The organism is Micromonospora sp. CA-263727 (assembly GCF_050942455.1).
In the GTDB taxonomy this organism is placed as follows: domain Bacteria; phylum Actinomycetota; class Actinomycetes; order Mycobacteriales; family Micromonosporaceae; genus Micromonospora.
In genome coordinates this window covers 7,003,690-7,019,623 of the sequence record NZ_CP192031.1, presented here as the reverse complement: position 1 = coordinate 7,019,623, position 15,934 = coordinate 7,003,690, and the positions used below count along the sequence as shown (strand labels likewise).

Genomic DNA, 15,934 nt, shown 5'->3' with positions numbered 1-15,934 from the left:
ACCAAACTCCAGTCAGCGGCGTGGGGTGACTGCGGCCAGCAGTTCGGGCTGGCGGCGGTCCAGCACGTCGCCGGCCAGGTAGGAGCCGAGCAGGGCCGCCCCGACGCCGTACGCCACGCCCAGCGGCAGCCCGAGCCAGAGCCAGGTGTCGCCGAGCAGCCCGGCGGCGATAACCGCCGGTATGGCGGCCGCGCCGGTGGCGACCATGGCCAGCAGGGTGAGCAGGCCCTTGGCCACCCCGGCACCGCTGTTCATCGCGAACGGGTTGCTCGTCTCGGGCAGCGAATAGGCGCCGAGCACCGACACGAACGAGTTGACCGCCAGCCCCGCGCCGTAGGTGGCGACCAGCGTGCCGGCCATGAACCCGATCCACGCCGGCTCGCCGATCACCAGTGCGATCACCACGGCGACCAGCGCCAGCATCGGCAGCACGTACAGCGAGAAGGCGGCCATCCGGGCGCGTAGCTCCAGCCGGCCGGGCACGCCGGCCACCACGTTCGCGGCGTACGCGCTGCCGTCGAAGCCGAACTGGTTGGCCAGGGTCACCGCGGCGAGCAGCCCGACGAAGAGCATGGAGAGGCTGACCAGCACGGGCGACGTCCCGCCGGCGAGGGTGAAGCCCTGCTCGCTGTCGAGGGTGAAGCCCTGCCCGCCCAGGTTGACCATCACCGGCACGAAGAGGCCGACCACCGCGATGGTGATCAGGTTGGCCCGCCGTCGGGCGTCCCGCCACCAGTAGCGGGCCTCCCGTGCGACCAGCGCGCCGAAGCGGTCCCGGCGTAGCCAGCCGGCCGCCCTGGGGAACAGCTGGGCCACCACGCCGCCAGTCGCCGGTGGCTTCGCCCGGGCCGGGCCGGCGCTCGCCGCGCCCACCATCGCCGACTCCAGCGAACGCGACCACCAGACCAGCAGCGCGGCGATCGTCACCGCGGTGATCAGGAGCTTCAGCGGGACGGCCCAGACCCGCCCCTGGGCCAGGTCGATGCCGGCCGTCCAGGGTGCGCCGAACGGGGTCCAGCCGATCACCGTCGCCACCCCGGCGAGCCGGTCCCAGTTGGCGTCCTGGATCGCGGCCAGGCCGGCGATCTGTAGCGGCCCGAGCAGTGCGGCGGCCACCGCGAGCAGAACGGCGGCCAGGTCCCGGACCCGCCGGGACCGGAGCATGGTGGCGAACGCGCTGGTCACCGCCCGGGCTGCGGCTACGCAGAGGAGCAGGCCGGCGACCACCCCGACCGCCGCCACCACGGCGGCGGACCAGCCGCCGAACACGCCCGCGGTGACCACCAGGCCGGAGAGCGCCAACAGCACGGCGACCGTGGGTACGCTCACCAGCGCCGCCGCGAACAGCCCGGTGACCAGCGTGCGCCGGGACAACGGCAGCAGCGCGAAGCGGGCCGGGTCCAGCGTCTCGTCGACGCCGAAGAAGACCAGGGGCAGCAGCAGCCAGCCGAGCACCGCCAGCCCGCCACCGAACGCGGCGACCAGCAGCGCGTACCGGTCGTTGCCGGCCAGCCCGGGTGCCGCGAACCCGAAGAAGGCGCTGACCGCGAACCAGAGCCCGACCAGCGACCCGATCAGGAACAGCGCGACCCGCCAGCCCTGGCCACGGAGGTTGTTTCGCATCACCCGCAGCTTGAGCCGGACGAAGTGCCGGGCCGTGACGCGCCGCACGGGGCCGGCCGGGGCGTTCACCGGGACAGCCACGCCAGCTCCTCACCGGTGGCCGTACGCCCGCCGACCACCTCGACGAAGACCTCCTCCAGGGAGCGGTCCCCGCGCACCTGCTCCAGCGTGCCGACCCGCTTGATGGTGCCCTCGGCGAGGATCGCGACGTGCGTGCAGAGCCGCTGCACGACCTCCATCACGTGGCTGGAGAAGACCACCGTCCCGCCACCCGTGACGTACCGCTGGAGGATGTCGCGGATCAGCGCGGCCGAGACCGGGTCGACCGCCTCGAACGGCTCGTCCAGCACCAGCAGCCGCGGCCCGTGCAGCAGCGCGCAGGCCAGGCCGATCTTCTTCTTCATGCCGGCCGAGTAGTCGACGACCAGGGTGCGGCCGGCGTCGGCGAGGGCGAGCACGTCGAGCAGTTCGGCCGCGCGCTGGTCGACCACCGCGGGGTCCATGCCGCGCAACAGACCGTGGTACGCCAGCAGCTCGGCGCCGCTGAGCCGGTCGAAGAGCCGTACGCCGTCCGGCATGACGCCGAGCAGCTGCTTGGCCTCGACCGGATCGGCCCACACGTCGCGCCCGAGCACCCAGGCGCCGCCCGCGTCGGGCCGCAGCAGCCCGACCGCCATCGACAGGGTGGTGGTCTTGCCCGCACCGTTCGGGCCGAGCAGGCCGTAGAACGAGCCGGCCGGCACGTCCAGATCCACACCGGCGACCGCGATCTTGCTGTCGAACCTCTTGGCCAGGCCGCGCAACGCCAGCGCCGGATGCTCACCAGTCATACGACCGACGTTATCCGTTCCGGGCCAGCGCTCCCACCAGCCCAGCGGGGTGCGCCCAGCGGGTGTTAATAGGGTGACCCTCCTCTACCGCAGGCGTTAATAGGGGGCCCTTCCTTACAGGCGGAGGGTGTCGGGGGCGTGTAGGCGGAGCATGGTGCGGCCGGTGTCGGCGGGGGCGCGGCGGCGGGTGGCTAGGGAGACCGCGACCATCACCGTGAAGGCCAGCGGCACCGTCCAGGCGGCCGGCTGCGCGGTGAGGGTGGCCGGCCAGCCGGTCAGCGGGGGGCCGAGCACGGTGACCAGCACCGCCGTCACCGCCGCGCCGCCGCCGACCAGGATGCCGGCCGCCGCCCCGGCGTCGGTGAGCCCCCGCCACCAGATGCCGAGCACCAGCAGCGGGCAGAAACTGGACGCGGCGACGGCGAACGCCAGCCCGACCACCTGCGAGACGTCGAGCCCGGAGACGTTCAACGCGAGGACCATCGGCACCACGCCGGCGATCACCGTGGCCAGCCGGAAGCCGCGGACCGAGCCCCGGCCGAGCACGTCCGTGGAGATCACTCCGGCGACGCTGGTGAGCAGCCCGGACGAGGTGGACAGGAAGGCCGCGAACGCCCCGGCGGCGACCAGGGCGGCCAGTAGCCGGCCGGTGGTCCCGGCACCGAGCGCCGCCTCGGGCAGCAGCACCACCACCGCGTCGGTCTTGCCGCTGACCAGCAGTTGCGGGGTGTAGATCCGGCCCAGCACGCCGTAGATCGTGGGCATCAGGTAGAAGACCCCGACCATGGCCAGCACCACCAGCGTGGTGCGACGGGCGGACGCGCCGTCGGGATTGGTGTAGAAGCGGACGAGTACGTGCGGCAGCCCCATGGTGCCCAGGAAGGTCGCCAGGATCAGCGAGTAGGTGGCGAACAGCCCCCGGTCGTCGGCCCCGGCCGTACTTGGCAGCAGCCAGTCGGTGGCGCTCGTGGCCACCCCGGAGACCCCCGGCACCGGTTCACCGGCCGCGAAGGTCAACTCGTCGCCGGGGCGTACCTCCCGGGTCTGCCCGTCGGGCAGGGTGAGGACCGCGCGGTGCTCGACCACGACGGTGGTCGCGGTCCGGAACGTCGGCCCGTCGGGCGGGGTCACCGGCGGTCGCCCGTCGGCCTGCCAGTGCAGGACGAGGAAGATCGCGGGTACGGCGAGCGCGGTCAGCTTCAGCCAGTACTGGAACGCCTGCACGAAGGTGATCGCGCGCATCCCGCCGAGCGCGACGTTGGCGGTCACCACGGCGGCCACCACCAGGGCACCCACCGGGTACGGCGAGCCGGCCAGGGTGGCCAGCGTCAGCCCGGCGCCCTGCAACTGCGGCACCAGGTAGAGCCAGCCGATGAAGATCACGAAGGCGGTGGCCAGCGCCCGCAGCCGGCGCGAGCCCAGCCGCAACTCGCAGAAGTCGGGCAGGGTGAACGCGCCGGAGCGGCGCAGCGGTGCGGCCACGAAGAGCAGCAGGGCCAGGTAGCCGGCGGCGAAGCCGACCGGGTACCAGAGCACGTCCACGCCGTACTTGAGGATCAGCCCGGCCACGCCGAGGAAGCTCGCCGCCGACAGGTACTCGCCGCCGATCGCGGCGGCGTTCCAGTTCGGGCTGACCACCCGCGAGGCGACCAGGAAGTCGGAGGTGGTGCGGGCCAGCCGCAGCCCGTAGAAGCCGATCCCGACGGTGACCAGGGTGACCGCCACGATCGCCGGCACGACGAGGTCGTTGCTCACCTCAGCGCTCCGGCCGCTGGACCAGGTCGGTGAAGTCCTGCTCGTTGCGTTCGGCCAGCCGGACGTACGTCCAGCCCACGGCGACCAGGAACGGGAAGGAGAGCACCCCGAGCAGCAGCCACGGCAGGTTGACCCCGAGCACGGTCATCCGGCTCACCGAGGGCGCGATGGCGAACAACCAGGGCAGCCCGCCCAGCCCGACCAGCACCACCGCCGACAGTTGCAGTGCCAGCGCCAGTTGGGCGCGGACCAGGCCGCGGACCAGCGCGTCGCCGACCCGGGTCTGCTGGGTCAGCTCGGTGCGGGTGCCCCCCACGCGGTGCTGCCGGCGGGACACCTCGGCCAACACCACCCGGGTACGCGCGGGCGGCGCGGGCGCGAGTTGCTCCCCGGCGGCCGGGGACGGCTCGGGTCGGCGGGGTGCCGGCACTGGATCCTCGACGGCCACCCCGGCAGTCTCGTCCGCCCGCCGGGAATGTCAAGCAGGCTGTGGACAACCTGTGGACAACGAGCCTGCCCTGTGGAAAACCCGTGGATGACGGGCTGGGTTCGCCCCGTCAGCGGCTCCACTCCTGCTTCGCGGCCCGGACCAGTTTGTCCTTCAGTTCCCGGATGTGCCGCCGGCTCACCGGCAGCTCCGTACCGTCGACCACCACCACGTACCCCGAGTTGACCAGGCGGAGTTCGGCGATCAGCCGGAGCTGCACCAGGTGCGACCGGTGGATCCGGACGAACCCGGCGTCGGCCCACCGCTCGGCGAGGGTTGCCAGCGACACCCGGACCAGGTGCGCCCCGTCCGCGGTGTGCAGTCGCGCGTAGTCACCCTGCGCCTCGACCCAGCGCACCGCCGACCGGGGCAGCATGCGGGTGCTGCCGGCCAGCTCGATCGGGATCGTCGGATCCTCCTCGGACCGGGCCAGGGCGGCCGGGTGGGACGGCACCACCCGCGAGCCGACCACCCGGCGTAACGCCTCGGCCAGCCGCTCGGCGCGTACCGGCTTGCGGACGTAGTCGGTGGCGCCGAGGTCGAAGGCGTCCGCCGCGCCGTCGTCGTACGCGGTGACGAAGACGATCGCCGGTGGCCGGGCGAACCGGCGCAGCACCCGGGCCAGTTCCATGCCGTCCAGGCCGGGCATGCGGATGTCCAGGAAGACCACGTCCACGTCGCCGTCGCGGAGCAGCCGCAGCGCCTCGGTGGCGTCGCCGGCCGTGTGCAGCCGGGCCACCCGGGGATCGGCGCGCAGGTGGTACGCCAGCTCGTCCAGCGCCGGCGGTTCGTCGTCCACCGCCAGTACGCGCAGGAAGCCCGAGGCGGTCAGCCCGCCGTTGCCGGTCACGAGCCGGCCCGTACGCCGGGGTGGAACTTCGGCACCCGCATGCTCACCTTCGTACCCGAACCGAGGCCCGTCTCGACGACCAGGCCGAAGCCGTCGCCGAAGACCGACCGGAGCCGCTCGTCGACGTTCGAGAGACCGACGTGCTGGCCCGGATCGTCGCCCGGGTCGCTGGCGGTCCCGGCCAGCTCGGCAATCCCGGCGGTCAACGTGCCCGGATCCATCCCCACTCCGTCGTCCTCCACCGTGATGTGGCATTCGGCGCCCGCGTCCCGGGCCTCGATGCTCACCATGCCTGTGCCCGGCTTGCGCGACAACCCGTGCCGGACGGCGTTCTCCACGAGCGGCTGGAGGCAGAGGAACGGCAGGGTCACCGGCAGCACCTCGGGGGCGATCTGGAGCCGCACCTGGAGCCGGTCGCCGAACCGGGCCCGCTCGATGGTCAGGTAGCGGTCGATCGACCGAAGCTCCTCGGCCAACGTGGTGAACTCACCGTGCGCCCGGAACGAGTACCGGGTGAACTCGGCGAACTCCAGGATCAGTTCCCGCGCCCGCTCCGGGTCGGTGCGGACGAACGAGCCGATCGCGGTCAGCGCGTTGTAGATGAAGTGCGGGCTGATCTGTGCCCGGAGCGCGCGGACCTCGGCCCGGGCCAGCCGCTCCCGGGACGAGTCCAGCTCGGCCAGGGCGAGCTGGCTGCCGGCCCAGTGCGCGGTCTCCAGGGTGGCCTGCACCAGGCCGGGCGCGGGAGCGCCGCTGGTGATCGCGACCAGGGCGCCGGCGACCCGACCCTCCTCGCCGGCCAGCGGGGCCACCACCGCCCCGCGGACCGGGCAGTCGACCCGGTCGCAGCGCAGCTCCGACTCGCCGAGGACGGTGGAGCGCTCCGACGCCACCACCCGCCGGGCCGCCGCGCGCAGTTGCTCTCCGTGGTGGGAGCCGCGCCCGTCGAGGGCGAGCAACTCGTCGGTGTCGGTCAACGCCAACCCGTCCGCGCCGACCAGGGTACGCAGGTGGCGGGCGGCCTTCGCCGCTCCGGCGGCGTTCAGCCCGGCCCGCAGCGGCTCGGCGGCCAGCCCGGCGGTGTGCAGCACCTCGTAGGTGGCCCGTTGGCCGGCGGTGGCGATGCCGCGCCGACCGCTCAGCCGGCCGACCGCGAACAGGGCCGCGGCCAGCACGGTGACCAGCGAGACGACGCCGACGACGGCCGAGAGGTTGCCACTCACGCGCACGATCCTGGTCGTTCCGGCCCGCCGGGCCAAGGGGTCAGTACGCGCCCTTGCGCGCCAACACCACACCAACCGTGCGCCACAGGATGCTCAGGTCGTACGCCAGGGACCAGTTGTCGACGTAGTAGAGGTCCAGCCGGACCGCCTCGTCCCAGGACAGGTCGGAACGGCCGGACACCTGCCACAACCCGGTCATGCCGGGGCGGACCAGCAGCCGACGCCGCACATCGCCCAGGAAGTCGCCGTCGTCGGCGGGCAGCGGGCGCGGCCCGACCAGCGACATCTCGCCCTTGAGCACGTTGATCAGCTGCGGCAGCTCGTCCAGCGAGGAGGCGCGCAGGAAGCGGCCGACCGGGAAGACCCGGGGGTCCTGCTTCATCTTGAACAGCATGCCGTCGGTCTCGTTCTGGTCGACCAGGCTGGCCAGCCGATCCTCCGCGTCGACGTACATGGTCCGGAACTTCCACACCCGGAACGTGCGCCCCTCGTGCCCCACCCGGGGCTGCCGGAAGAAGACCGGACCGGGGTCGGAGATCCGGATCGCGACGGCGACGGCGAGGAAGACCGGGACCAGCGCCAGCAGGCCCAGCCCGGCGGCGACCCGGTCCATCATGTTCTTGGCCAGCAGCGCCGGCCCGGACAGCGTCGGCTCCTCGACGTGCAGCAGCGGCAGGCCCTCGATCGGGCGGATGTGCACCCGGGGCCCGGCGATGTCGGTCAGCTGCGGAGCCACCACCAGATCGACGCCCGAACCCTCCAACTGCCAGGCCAGCCGGCGCAACTCGCCCGGTTCGGCGCTGGCCGAGCCGCAGACCGCGATGGTGTCGCCGCCCACCTCCCGCACCAGGGCCAGCACGTCGCGGCCGGCGTACACAGGAACCGGGGTCTGCACGCCCTTGGCCGCCGCGTAGCCGTCGGTGATGTGGATGGCGACCGGCACCAGCCCGGCCGACGGGTTGCGGGTGACCGCCGTGTAGACCTCCAGGCACTCCGGCAGGGTGCCGACCAGCACCATCCGGTGCGCCGCCTGCCGGGTGTTGCGGCGCATCACGTGCAGCACGAACCGGGTCAGGATCCGGCCCAGCAGGATCAGCAGCAGGCCCAGCAGCAGCGCGGTGCTGACGGTGAACCGGGACAGGTCGGTCTTGGTGGCGAAGGCGACGAACGACACCGTCGCGCAGACCGCCACCCCGGCCCGGATCACCCGCTTGAACTCGTCCGGCCCGAGCCCGAGGCAACGCCGGTCGTACGCGCCGTTGAACCAGAGGATGATCAGCCAGCCCAGCGGCAGCAGCAGGAAGGCGACGATGAAGAACCAGGTCGGGTCGTTCTGGGCGTCGTAGAAGCCCGCGGTGGCCTGGTCGAAGGTGCGGATCGCGGTGTAACTGGCGAAGGCGACCGCGGCGAAGTCGAGCAGCAGCAGGATCGCTGTGTACGGGCGGTGCCAGCGGGAGACGCGTCGTCGGGCCCGGGCCCAGGCCGACCGGGGTACGCCGTTCGGGGACGGCGGGTCCGGCGGCTGGATCTCGAAGCTGTCGACGTGCCGCACGAGTCTGCTCCGGCCTTCGTTGGTTACCGGGCGCTGGAGGCTAGTCGTCACCTCACCCATGTCCTCCCGCATGACACGCGCCGCTCACTCGCCGTGAGGGCTCGGGTCGCCCACCGTTCCAGCCTCCCACGCGAAATCCGCACCCGTCGCCCACCCGAAGGACATTGCACGGCGGGCTCGTTTTCGCCGGGGATCTGGCCGGCTCCACACCTCTGGAAGCCGGGGACCGGGCCACTATACCGATGGATGGTGGGCCGGGTAGAGCGCCGGACCGGCGGTTGCGTACGCCGCGTCCGATTCCGCTCCGTAACCAGTGAGTGGGATCACTCACCGTACGAGCTTGGACAACCGTCGGTCAGCAAGGGGCTTGCCGCCGGTCTGGCAGGTCGGGCAGTACTGGAGGCTGGAGTCGGCGAACGAGACCTCCCGGACGCTGTCCCCACAGACCGGGCAGGGCAGTCCGGTCCGGGCGTGCACCTTCAGCCCGGAGCGCTTCTCGCCCTTCAACTCGGCGGCCCGCTGCCCGAGCGAACGGGTCACCGCGTCGCCGAGCACCCGCCGGGTGGCCGCGTGCAGGGTCGCCAACTGGTCGTCGGTCAGCCGGTCGGTGAGCGCGAACGGCGACAGCTTCGCCGCGTGCAGGATCTCGTCCGAGTACGCGTTGCCCACCCCGCCCAGCACCGCCTGGTCGGTGAGCACCCCCTTGACCTGCCCCCGGCGACTGCGCAGCGCCCCGGCGAAGGTGGCGAGGTCGGCCGCGAGCGCGTCGGGCCCGAGCTTGGCCACCCCCGGCACCGCCTGCGGGTCGGTCACCAGGTAGGCGGCGAGCTTCTTCTGCGTACCCGCCTCGGTCAGGTCGAAGCCGGAGCCGTCGTCGAGGCGGACCCGGACCGCGATCGGGCCCTTACCGGGACGCAGCGGGACGGTCGACGCGAACGCCTCGCGATAGTGCAGCCAGCCCGCGCGGGCCAGATGGACCACCAGGTGCAGACCGCCGTCGAAGACCACGTCGAGGAACTTGCCGTGCCGCCGGGCATCGACCACCGCCCGGCCGGCGACGGCGGTCGGTGCCGGGTCGTACGTCTTCAGGGCGCTGATCGCGGCGACCTCCAGCCGGTCGACACGCCGGCCCACCGCGCGCTGCCGCAGGTAACCCGCGAGCGCCTCCACCTCCGGTAGTTCGGGCACGTCCTTAACGGTAGCGTCTGTGCCCGTGAGCGCGAGGAATGAGCTTGCGAGTCCCACAGTCGCGAACGAAAGGCGAGCTCTGTGAGAATCGTGGTGGCGCACAACCGGTACCGGGAAGCTCAGCCCTCCGGTGAGAACACCATCGTCGACGCGGAGATCGCCCAGCTCACCGCGGCCGGGGTGGAGGTGCTGCCGTTCCTGCGCAGCTCCGACGAGATCCCCGCGATGCCGACGACGGCAAAGGCGCTGCTGCCGATCTCCCCGATCTACGCGCCCCGGGCCCAGCAGGAGCTGGGTCGGCTGCTCACCGAGCACCGGCCGGACGTGCTGCACCTGCACAACCCGTACCCGCTGCTCTCGCCCTGGGTGGTGCGGACCGCGCACCGGCACGGCGTGCCGGTGGTGCAGACGGTGCACAACTACCGCCAGGTCTGCTCCTCCGGGCTGTACTTCCGGGACGGCGTGATCTGCCAGGACTGCCGGGGCCGGGCGCTCGGCGTGCCGGCGGTGGTGCACCGCTGCTACCGGGGCTCACGGGCGCAGAGCGCGCTGATGGCGACCACCCTCGCGGTGCACCGGGGCACCTGGAAGTCGGTGGACCGGTTCATCGCTCTCACCAGCGCCGTCGCCGACCACCTGCGCGACTACGGCATCCCGGATTCCCGGATCGTCGTGAAACCCAACGGTATCCCCGACCCGGGCGCGCCCGCGCCGCTCGGCCAGGGCTTCCTCTTCCTCGGCCGGCTCTCCCCGGAGAAGGGCCTCGCCCTCCTGCTGGAAGCCTGGCGTCGGCACCCGGACGGCGCGCTCGGGCCGCTGCGGATCGGCGGCGACGGCGAGCTGCGCCCGCTGGTCGAGGCGGCGGCGGCCGAACGCGCCGACGTGACGTACCTCGGTTCGCTGGACCGCGCGGGCGTACGCGCGGCGCTGGCCGCGAGCGCCGTGGTGCTGGCCACCTCCACCTGGCACGACGTGCTGCCCACGGTGATCATCGAGGCGCTGGCCAGCGGGCGGCCGGTGCTCGGCACCGCGCTCGGCGGCATCCCGTACCTGGTCGGCGCGGACACCCCCGCGAGCCGGCCGGCACCGGCCCGGCCGTGGTCGCCTCGGCACCCGCCCCGGCCGTCTCCGGCTCCGTGCCGGGCTCCTCCGCCCCGGGACCGGCCGCCCCCGGCATCGCGGGCGCCTCGGCCCTGCCGGCAGGTGTCGTGACCGGCGAGGCCGGCTGGGTCGTACCCCCCGATCCGGCCGCCCTGGCCGCCGCCCTCCCCCTGGCCGCGGCCAGCGCCGCCGCCCTGTCGGGCCCCGCCCGCTCCCGCTACGACCGCACCTTCCACCCCGACGTGGTCACCAAGCGCCTGATCGACGTGTACGCCTCGCTCGGCTGACCGTCCGGCCCGTTCCACCCTGAGTGGTGGCCGAGTCGCCGATTGGCACCGGGTGTGGCATCGGTGACCATGGTTCCCGGCGACCGACGGGAGGATCATGACCGCGAGAATCCGGGTGGAGATCGAAGACGACGAGGACGGCGCGGAGACCCGCTCGCTCGCACGCTGGTTGACTCGGGACTCCTCGATCACACCCCGAGCCGGCGTCGCCCTCGACCAGGCCGACGGTGTGGACGACATGGGCGGCGTGATCGAGGTGATCAGCCTCGTGGTCTCGTCCGCCATCGGGTTGGGCAGCCTGGTCGTCAGCGTCGCCAGCTGGCGGGACAGTCGACCGAAACCGGGCCGGGTGCGGTTCAGGTTGCCGGACGGCTCGCTGGTCGAGGTGGTCGAGGACGGCGAGGCCGTCATTCACGATCTTGCGGCGGCCGTCGGCGTGCTGGGTGGTGGCGACGCGCCGGACCGCCCGTGATCGCCGATCCGCAGCTCTCCGTCGCGATCATCGCCGGCACCTACCGGCAGGACGCGGAGAGCGACTTCCGGGACCTGCCCGCCGTGCGCAACAACGTCGCCAAGCTCGGCCGTCACCTCCGGGACCCGGAAGTCTGGGGTCTGCCCGCCGGGCGTTGCCACGAGCGCCTCCAGCCCCGTCGGGACGAGTTGCTGGAACTGGTGAGCGATGCGGCGGCCAGCGCCCGAGACACGTTGGTGTTCTACTTCGCCGGTCACGGCTTCATCCACCCCCGTACCGAGGATCTCTACCTCGCGTTGGCCGGAGCCCGGCGCGACCGTGGCTTCGGCACCAAGGCCGTCCGGTTCAAAGATCTACAGGCCGCACTCCAGGAGCCCTCGGTCGAGGTACGGCACAAAGTGATCATCCTGGACTGTTGTTTCGCCGCTGCGGCCTTCGGTGACGAGATGGGCGTCGAGGATGTGGACCACAAGCTCCGTACCCGGGGCTCCTGTCTGCTGGTCTCCTCCGACGCGGACCGCACCTCGAAGGCACCGGAGGGTGCGGAGTACACCGCCTACACCGGGGAGTTGATCGCGACGCTGGAACAGGGCGTGGCAGGCGGTGGCGAGCTGCTCACCCTACAGACGATCCACGAACACGTGGAGGAGCGCCTGATCGCGGCCAGGATGCCCCGACCGAGGATGCTCGGGGTCGATGTGGGCGGCGCCATCTGCATCGCCCGGAACCGGGCTCCGGCCGACCGGGCGGTACCGCCGCAGCCCGCCGCGCCGACGGCAGAAACCCCGCTCGACGAGGCCCTGTCGAGGGTCCTCGCCGAGAAACTCACCCCCAGCCGGCGGATCCAACTCGGCCACGCCCTCTCCTGGAAGCTGCTCCCCGACTACCAGCCACACCCGGGCGAGCGGCTGATGGCCCTCATCGACGACTCCTGGCCGACCAGCCGGGCGACGTTCCTGGCGTTCACCACCCGGGCACTGATCCTGCGGTCGCGGGGGCTGAGCGGAGCGGTGACGTCCGTGCTGAGCCTCGCCGACCTGCGCCGGGCCGAGCTGAGACTTCGGCAGCGCAACCCGGTGGGCAACGCGGTTCTCAGCTACCTACAGACCGCCGGAACCCGGCGCGCGCAACGCGTCGACCGGGTGAACGGGCTGGACGTGGTGGTCGACGACCGGCCTTACCGTGTCCCGGACTCGACGCTCGGGCCGCGGGCCACCGAGGACCTGATCGCCGAGATCCGAGCGGCGGTGCTCCACCACGGCCACGGCTGAAGATCATGATCGGCGGGGCTTCGAAGGATGCACCCGGGCGGAGGCACCCGTTTCGGCACGCACAGTGGCCGTTAATAGGGGGCCCTTCCTATGCACGAGGCGTTAATAAGGTGCCCTTCCTTACAAGCTGGCGCGGGCGGAGAAGGTGATGCTGGCTAGCAGGAAGCCGCCGTTGATCACGGTGAAGGCCACGATCGCCCAGAAGGTGAGGGCCGGGGCCAACGCCAGGACCAGGGCGGCCACGAAGATCACCGCGCCGTAGTCGCGGACCAGCTTGACCAGGCGTACCGGCAGGCTGGTGGAGGTGACCATGCTGGCCGCGTTCGGGCCGGACTGCATGACCGAGGTGACCAGGTTGACCATCCAGGTGCCGGCGAAGGCGGCCACCAGCCAGGTCGGCATCGTCGGGTGCTGCGCCACGGCGGTGGCGGAGAGCGCGGCGACCAGGGCGATCTGGGCGGCCACGTCGCAGAGGACGTCGACCCGGGCGCCGGCCGCGCTGCCCTGCCCGGTCACCCGGGCCAGCTGACCGTCGGCGCAGTCCAGGGCGTACGCGAGCTGCCAGCCGACCAGGGCGAGCAACCCGACTACCCAGGCCGGCACCTCCCCGGCGGCGACCGGGCCGGCGAGGGCGACCACGGTGGCCGAGGTGGCCAGCCCGAGCAGCAGGTTGGTGATGGTCAGCGCGGTGGGGCGGAGCCCGAGTCGCTGGGCGACCAGCGCGAAGACTGCGCCGATCCACTGGCTGACCGACTCGCTGAACAGGCCACCGCCCCGGTTGACCCGGTGGAAGTCGGCGACCGTGGGGTGGGACGGCTCAGCCAAGGTGCTCACGGAGGGCGTCACAGTAGTCTCCCAGCCGGGTCCGAAGGTCGTCAGCGGACAACGCGAGGTGTTCGAGGATGGTGTAGCGGTCCGGTCGGGTACGCGGCGCGAAGGCCACCGCCTCGACGAACTGCTCGTCGGTGAGCCCGAGATCCCCCGGCCGGGTGGCCAGGCCGTGCCGGTGCAGGCAGCGGGCGAGCTGGCCGAAGCGTTCCGGGTCGCCGCGAAGGAAGGTGCAGAAGAGCGCACCCAGGCCGGCCTGTTCGCCGTGCGAGCCGGTGCCCGGGTAGAGGTGGTCGATGGCGTGCGAGATCTCGTGGTCGCCGCCGCTCGCCGGCCGGCTGGAACCACAGATCGACATCGAGATGCCGCCCAGGATCAGCGCCTCGGCCAGCGTGGTCAGGAAGGCGTCGTCGGTGATCTTGCCGGGATGGTTGACCAGCGCCTCTGCCCCGGTCCGGGCCAGCGTCACGGCGAGCCCGTCGATCGGCTCGTCGCGTACCTGGTGGGCCAGCTCCCAGTCGGCGATGGCGCTCAGGTTGCTCACCGCGTCGCCGATGCCGGCCTGGGTCTGCCGGTCCGGCCCGTTCTCCACGAAGTCGAGGTCGACCAGGACGGCGATCGGGATGTGCACGCCGTAGGAGCCCTTGCCGCCCTCGTGGGTCAGCGACGCCACCGGAGAGGCGATGCCGTCGTTGGCGAGGCTGGTCGCCACGGTGACCATCGGGATGGCGTACCGGGTGGCGGCGTACTTGGCGGTGTCGATGGTCCTGCCGCCACCGATGCCGACGACCGCGTCGTAGTGCCGGTTACGTAGCTGGTCGCCCAGTTCGTTGGCGGAGTCGACGCTGCCGCCGACCACGGTGAAGATGTCGGCCGACCCGAGCGAGGGGCGACACAGCTCGACGATCTTCTCGCCCTGACCCGGGCCGACCACCACCGCGACGTCGCCGCCACCGGAGATCCGCCGGTCGGCCAGCAGCGCGCCGAGGTCGGCCACCGCGCCCCGGCGGACCTCGATCGACAGCGGCGTCGTGACGGTACGGGCTAGTAGCGGCACGCGATCTCCCGCGCCCTGGCCAGGTCCTCGTGGTTGTCGACCTCCACCCAGGACACGTCCCCGATCGGGGCGGCCCGCACCTCGCCGCCACGGTCGGCGAACTCCTGGTACCCGTCCTCGTAGTACAGGTTCGGATCACGACGCCAGGTGGCCTCCAGCGCGTCGGCGAGGGCCTCGGCCACCTGCGGCTCGATCAGCGTCGCGCCGATGTACTCGCCGTACGCCTCGCCCGGGTCCATCAGCTTGGTGATCCGGGTGAGCTGGCCGGCGGCGTCGAAGGTGGTCTTCATCTCCTCCTCGGCCAGCGGCTTGATGGTGTCGATCGCGAGCAGGACGCCGGGCCCGCGCTCGGCGAGCAGGGTCTTCTCCACGCTCACCGGGTGCACGGTGTCGCCGTTGACCAGCAGCACCCCGCGGGCGAACCAGTCCCGGGCCAGCCAGAGGGAGTACGCGTTGTTCCACTCCTCGGCCCGGTCGTTCTGGACGAGGGTCAGCGTGACGCCGTGCCGGCGCTCCAGGTCGGCCTGGCGTTCGCGGACCGCCTCGGCGGCGTAGCCGACCACCACCACGACCTCGGTGAGCCCGATCTCGGCGAGGTTGCGCAGCGCGATGTCGAGGATGGTGACCTCGCCGTCCACCGGCACGAGCGCCTTGGGCAGGGTGTCGGTGTACGGGCGCAACCGGCGGCCGGCTCCAGCTGCCAGCACCATTCCGACCATGCCGGCATCAGTTCCTGTTCTCGCGGCGTTCACCGAAGGAGGATAGCGCCGCCCGTGCAGCCGCCGTCGCGGGTCAGCCGGGCAGCGGGGGCGGCGGGGGCGGTGTGCCGGGATTTCCGACAGCCGTCAGTCGGTCTTGTCCCGGAAACCTGCTGGGCTCACCATTGCGGTAACCGGGTGCCGCCGTCCCAAAGGGGTGATGTGTGATGCAGGTTCGGGAAGCGATGTCCAGTGAAGTGCTCGTGGTCGGTCCGGAGCACACCCTGCGCCAGGCGGCGCGGATGATGTCGGAGCGGGGTATCGGCTCGGCCGTGGTGATCGATCCGGATGCCGGGGGAATCGGGATCATGACCGAACGCGACGTGCTCAACGCGATCGGAGCCGGGCTGGACTGCGACGTCGAGCGGACCGGTGCCCACCTGACCTGGGACGTGGTCTACGCCGGGCCGGGGTGGACGATCGAGGAGGCGGCTGCGGCGATGGCCCGGGGTGGCTTCCGGCATCTGGTGGTTCTCGACGGCCGCGAGGTGGCCGGCGTGATCTCCGTGCGCGACATCATGCGGGTGTGGGCGGCCAGCCGGATGGTCGGCGCCGGCTGACGGTCGGACGGTCTGGTTCACCCGACCCGGTGGCTCAGGATGCGGACATCGCCGTGCCGTCCGCGTTTGCCCCGCCCCCGCCCGTACGCTGA

Annotated in this window: 14 protein-coding genes and 2 pseudogenes; 5 read left to right on the top strand and 11 right to left on the bottom strand. The window is 72.3% G+C overall.

The features are described 5' to 3' along the window. Window positions 1-12: 12 nt before the first annotated feature. The 8 genes from ACQPYA_RS30945 to ACQPYA_RS30910 all read right to left on the bottom strand — a co-directional run bounded on the left by ACQPYA_RS30945 (window position 13) and on the right by ACQPYA_RS30910 (window position 9,508). Window positions 13-1,704 (bottom strand): ABC transporter permease, encoded by a 1,692-nt coding sequence (locus tag ACQPYA_RS30945; protein ID WP_433530506.1) that lies wholly within the window; start codon window positions 1,702-1,704, stop codon window positions 13-15. Further along, the gene (locus ACQPYA_RS30940; RefSeq protein WP_433530505.1) at window positions 1,689-2,453 is read right to left on the bottom strand and encodes an ABC transporter ATP-binding protein; all 765 of its coding nucleotides are present in this window, start codon (window positions 2,451-2,453) and stop codon (window positions 1,689-1,691) included. Before ACQPYA_RS30940 ends, ACQPYA_RS30945 begins: the two co-directional genes overlap by 16 nt. Window positions 2,454-2,567: 114 nt before the next feature. Continuing rightward, window positions 2,568-4,208 carry a cation acetate symporter gene (locus ACQPYA_RS30935; RefSeq protein WP_433530504.1) on the bottom strand — a complete coding sequence of 547 codons (1,641 nt, stop codon included), beginning with the start codon at window positions 4,206-4,208 and terminating at the stop codon, window positions 2,568-2,570. Window position 4,209: 1 nt separating this feature from the next. Next, window positions 4,210-4,560 (bottom strand): hypothetical protein, encoded by a 351-nt coding sequence (locus tag ACQPYA_RS30930; protein ID WP_433533699.1) that lies wholly within the window; start codon window positions 4,558-4,560, stop codon window positions 4,210-4,212. 205 nt (window positions 4,561-4,765) lie between these two features. Continuing rightward, window positions 4,766-5,527 carry a LytR/AlgR family response regulator transcription factor gene (locus tag ACQPYA_RS30925; protein ID WP_433533698.1) on the bottom strand — a complete coding sequence of 254 codons (762 nt, stop codon included), beginning with the start codon at window positions 5,525-5,527 and terminating at the stop codon, window positions 4,766-4,768. A gap of 14 nt (window positions 5,528-5,541) precedes the next feature. Continuing rightward, a complete protein-coding gene (locus ACQPYA_RS30920) occupies window positions 5,542-6,768 on the bottom strand; it encodes a sensor histidine kinase (RefSeq protein WP_433530503.1) in 1,227 nt (408 codons plus the stop codon). 40 nt (window positions 6,769-6,808) lie between these two features. Next, entirely contained in the window at window positions 6,809-8,380 is a 1,572-nt protein-coding gene (locus ACQPYA_RS30915; RefSeq protein WP_433533697.1) for a sugar transferase, read from the bottom strand. Between the two features lie 267 nt (window positions 8,381-8,647). Further along, window positions 8,648-9,508 (bottom strand): Fpg/Nei family DNA glycosylase, encoded by an 861-nt coding sequence (locus tag ACQPYA_RS30910; protein ID WP_433530502.1) that lies wholly within the window; start codon window positions 9,506-9,508, stop codon window positions 8,648-8,650. 81 nt (window positions 9,509-9,589) lie between these two features. On the opposite strand from ACQPYA_RS30910, the pseudogene ACQPYA_RS30905 reads away from it, so the two are divergent. The 4 genes and pseudogenes from ACQPYA_RS30905 to ACQPYA_RS30890 form a co-directional block, all read left to right on the top strand. Further along, a pseudogene (locus tag ACQPYA_RS30905) lies at window positions 9,590-10,587 on the top strand (glycosyltransferase family 4 protein); the annotation flags it as partial. 141 nt (window positions 10,588-10,728) lie between these two features. Beyond that, window positions 10,729-10,896, top strand: a pseudogene (locus tag ACQPYA_RS30900) (glycosyl transferase family 1); the annotation flags it as partial. Between the two features lie 97 nt (window positions 10,897-10,993). Further along, window positions 10,994-11,368 (top strand): effector-associated constant component EACC1, encoded by a 375-nt coding sequence (locus ACQPYA_RS30895; protein WP_433530501.1) that lies wholly within the window; start codon window positions 10,994-10,996, stop codon window positions 11,366-11,368. After that, the gene (locus tag ACQPYA_RS30890; protein ID WP_433530500.1) at window positions 11,365-12,639 is read left to right on the top strand and encodes a caspase, EACC1-associated type; all 1,275 of its coding nucleotides are present in this window, start codon (window positions 11,365-11,367) and stop codon (window positions 12,637-12,639) included. The genes ACQPYA_RS30895 and ACQPYA_RS30890 overlap by 4 nt, the downstream gene beginning before the upstream one ends. Window positions 12,640-12,759: 120 nt before the next feature. Here ACQPYA_RS30890 and ACQPYA_RS30885 read toward each other — a convergent pair whose 3' ends face one another. The 3 genes from ACQPYA_RS30885 to ACQPYA_RS30875 are packed head-to-tail and all read right to left on the bottom strand — an operon-like array spanning window position 12,760 to window position 15,243. Continuing rightward, window positions 12,760-13,473: a CDP-alcohol phosphatidyltransferase family protein gene (locus ACQPYA_RS30885; protein ID WP_433530499.1), complete on the bottom strand. Its 714-nt coding sequence runs from the start codon at window positions 13,471-13,473 to the stop codon at window positions 12,760-12,762. Next, a complete protein-coding gene (locus tag ACQPYA_RS30880) occupies window positions 13,457-14,524 on the bottom strand; it encodes an iron-containing alcohol dehydrogenase family protein (protein ID WP_433530498.1) in 1,068 nt (355 codons plus the stop codon). The genes ACQPYA_RS30885 and ACQPYA_RS30880 overlap by 17 nt, the downstream gene beginning before the upstream one ends. Continuing rightward, on the bottom strand, window positions 14,512-15,243 hold the full coding sequence (locus tag ACQPYA_RS30875) for a sugar phosphate nucleotidyltransferase (protein ID WP_433530497.1): 732 nt from the start codon (window positions 15,241-15,243) through the stop codon (window positions 14,512-14,514). Before ACQPYA_RS30875 ends, ACQPYA_RS30880 begins: the two co-directional genes overlap by 13 nt. A 206-nt stretch (window positions 15,244-15,449) precedes the next feature. Between ACQPYA_RS30875 and ACQPYA_RS30870 the strand changes: the two genes are divergently transcribed. After that, window positions 15,450-15,842 (top strand): CBS domain-containing protein, encoded by a 393-nt coding sequence (locus ACQPYA_RS30870; protein ID WP_433530496.1) that lies wholly within the window; start codon window positions 15,450-15,452, stop codon window positions 15,840-15,842. The last annotated feature ends 92 nt before the right edge of the window (window positions 15,843-15,934 follow it).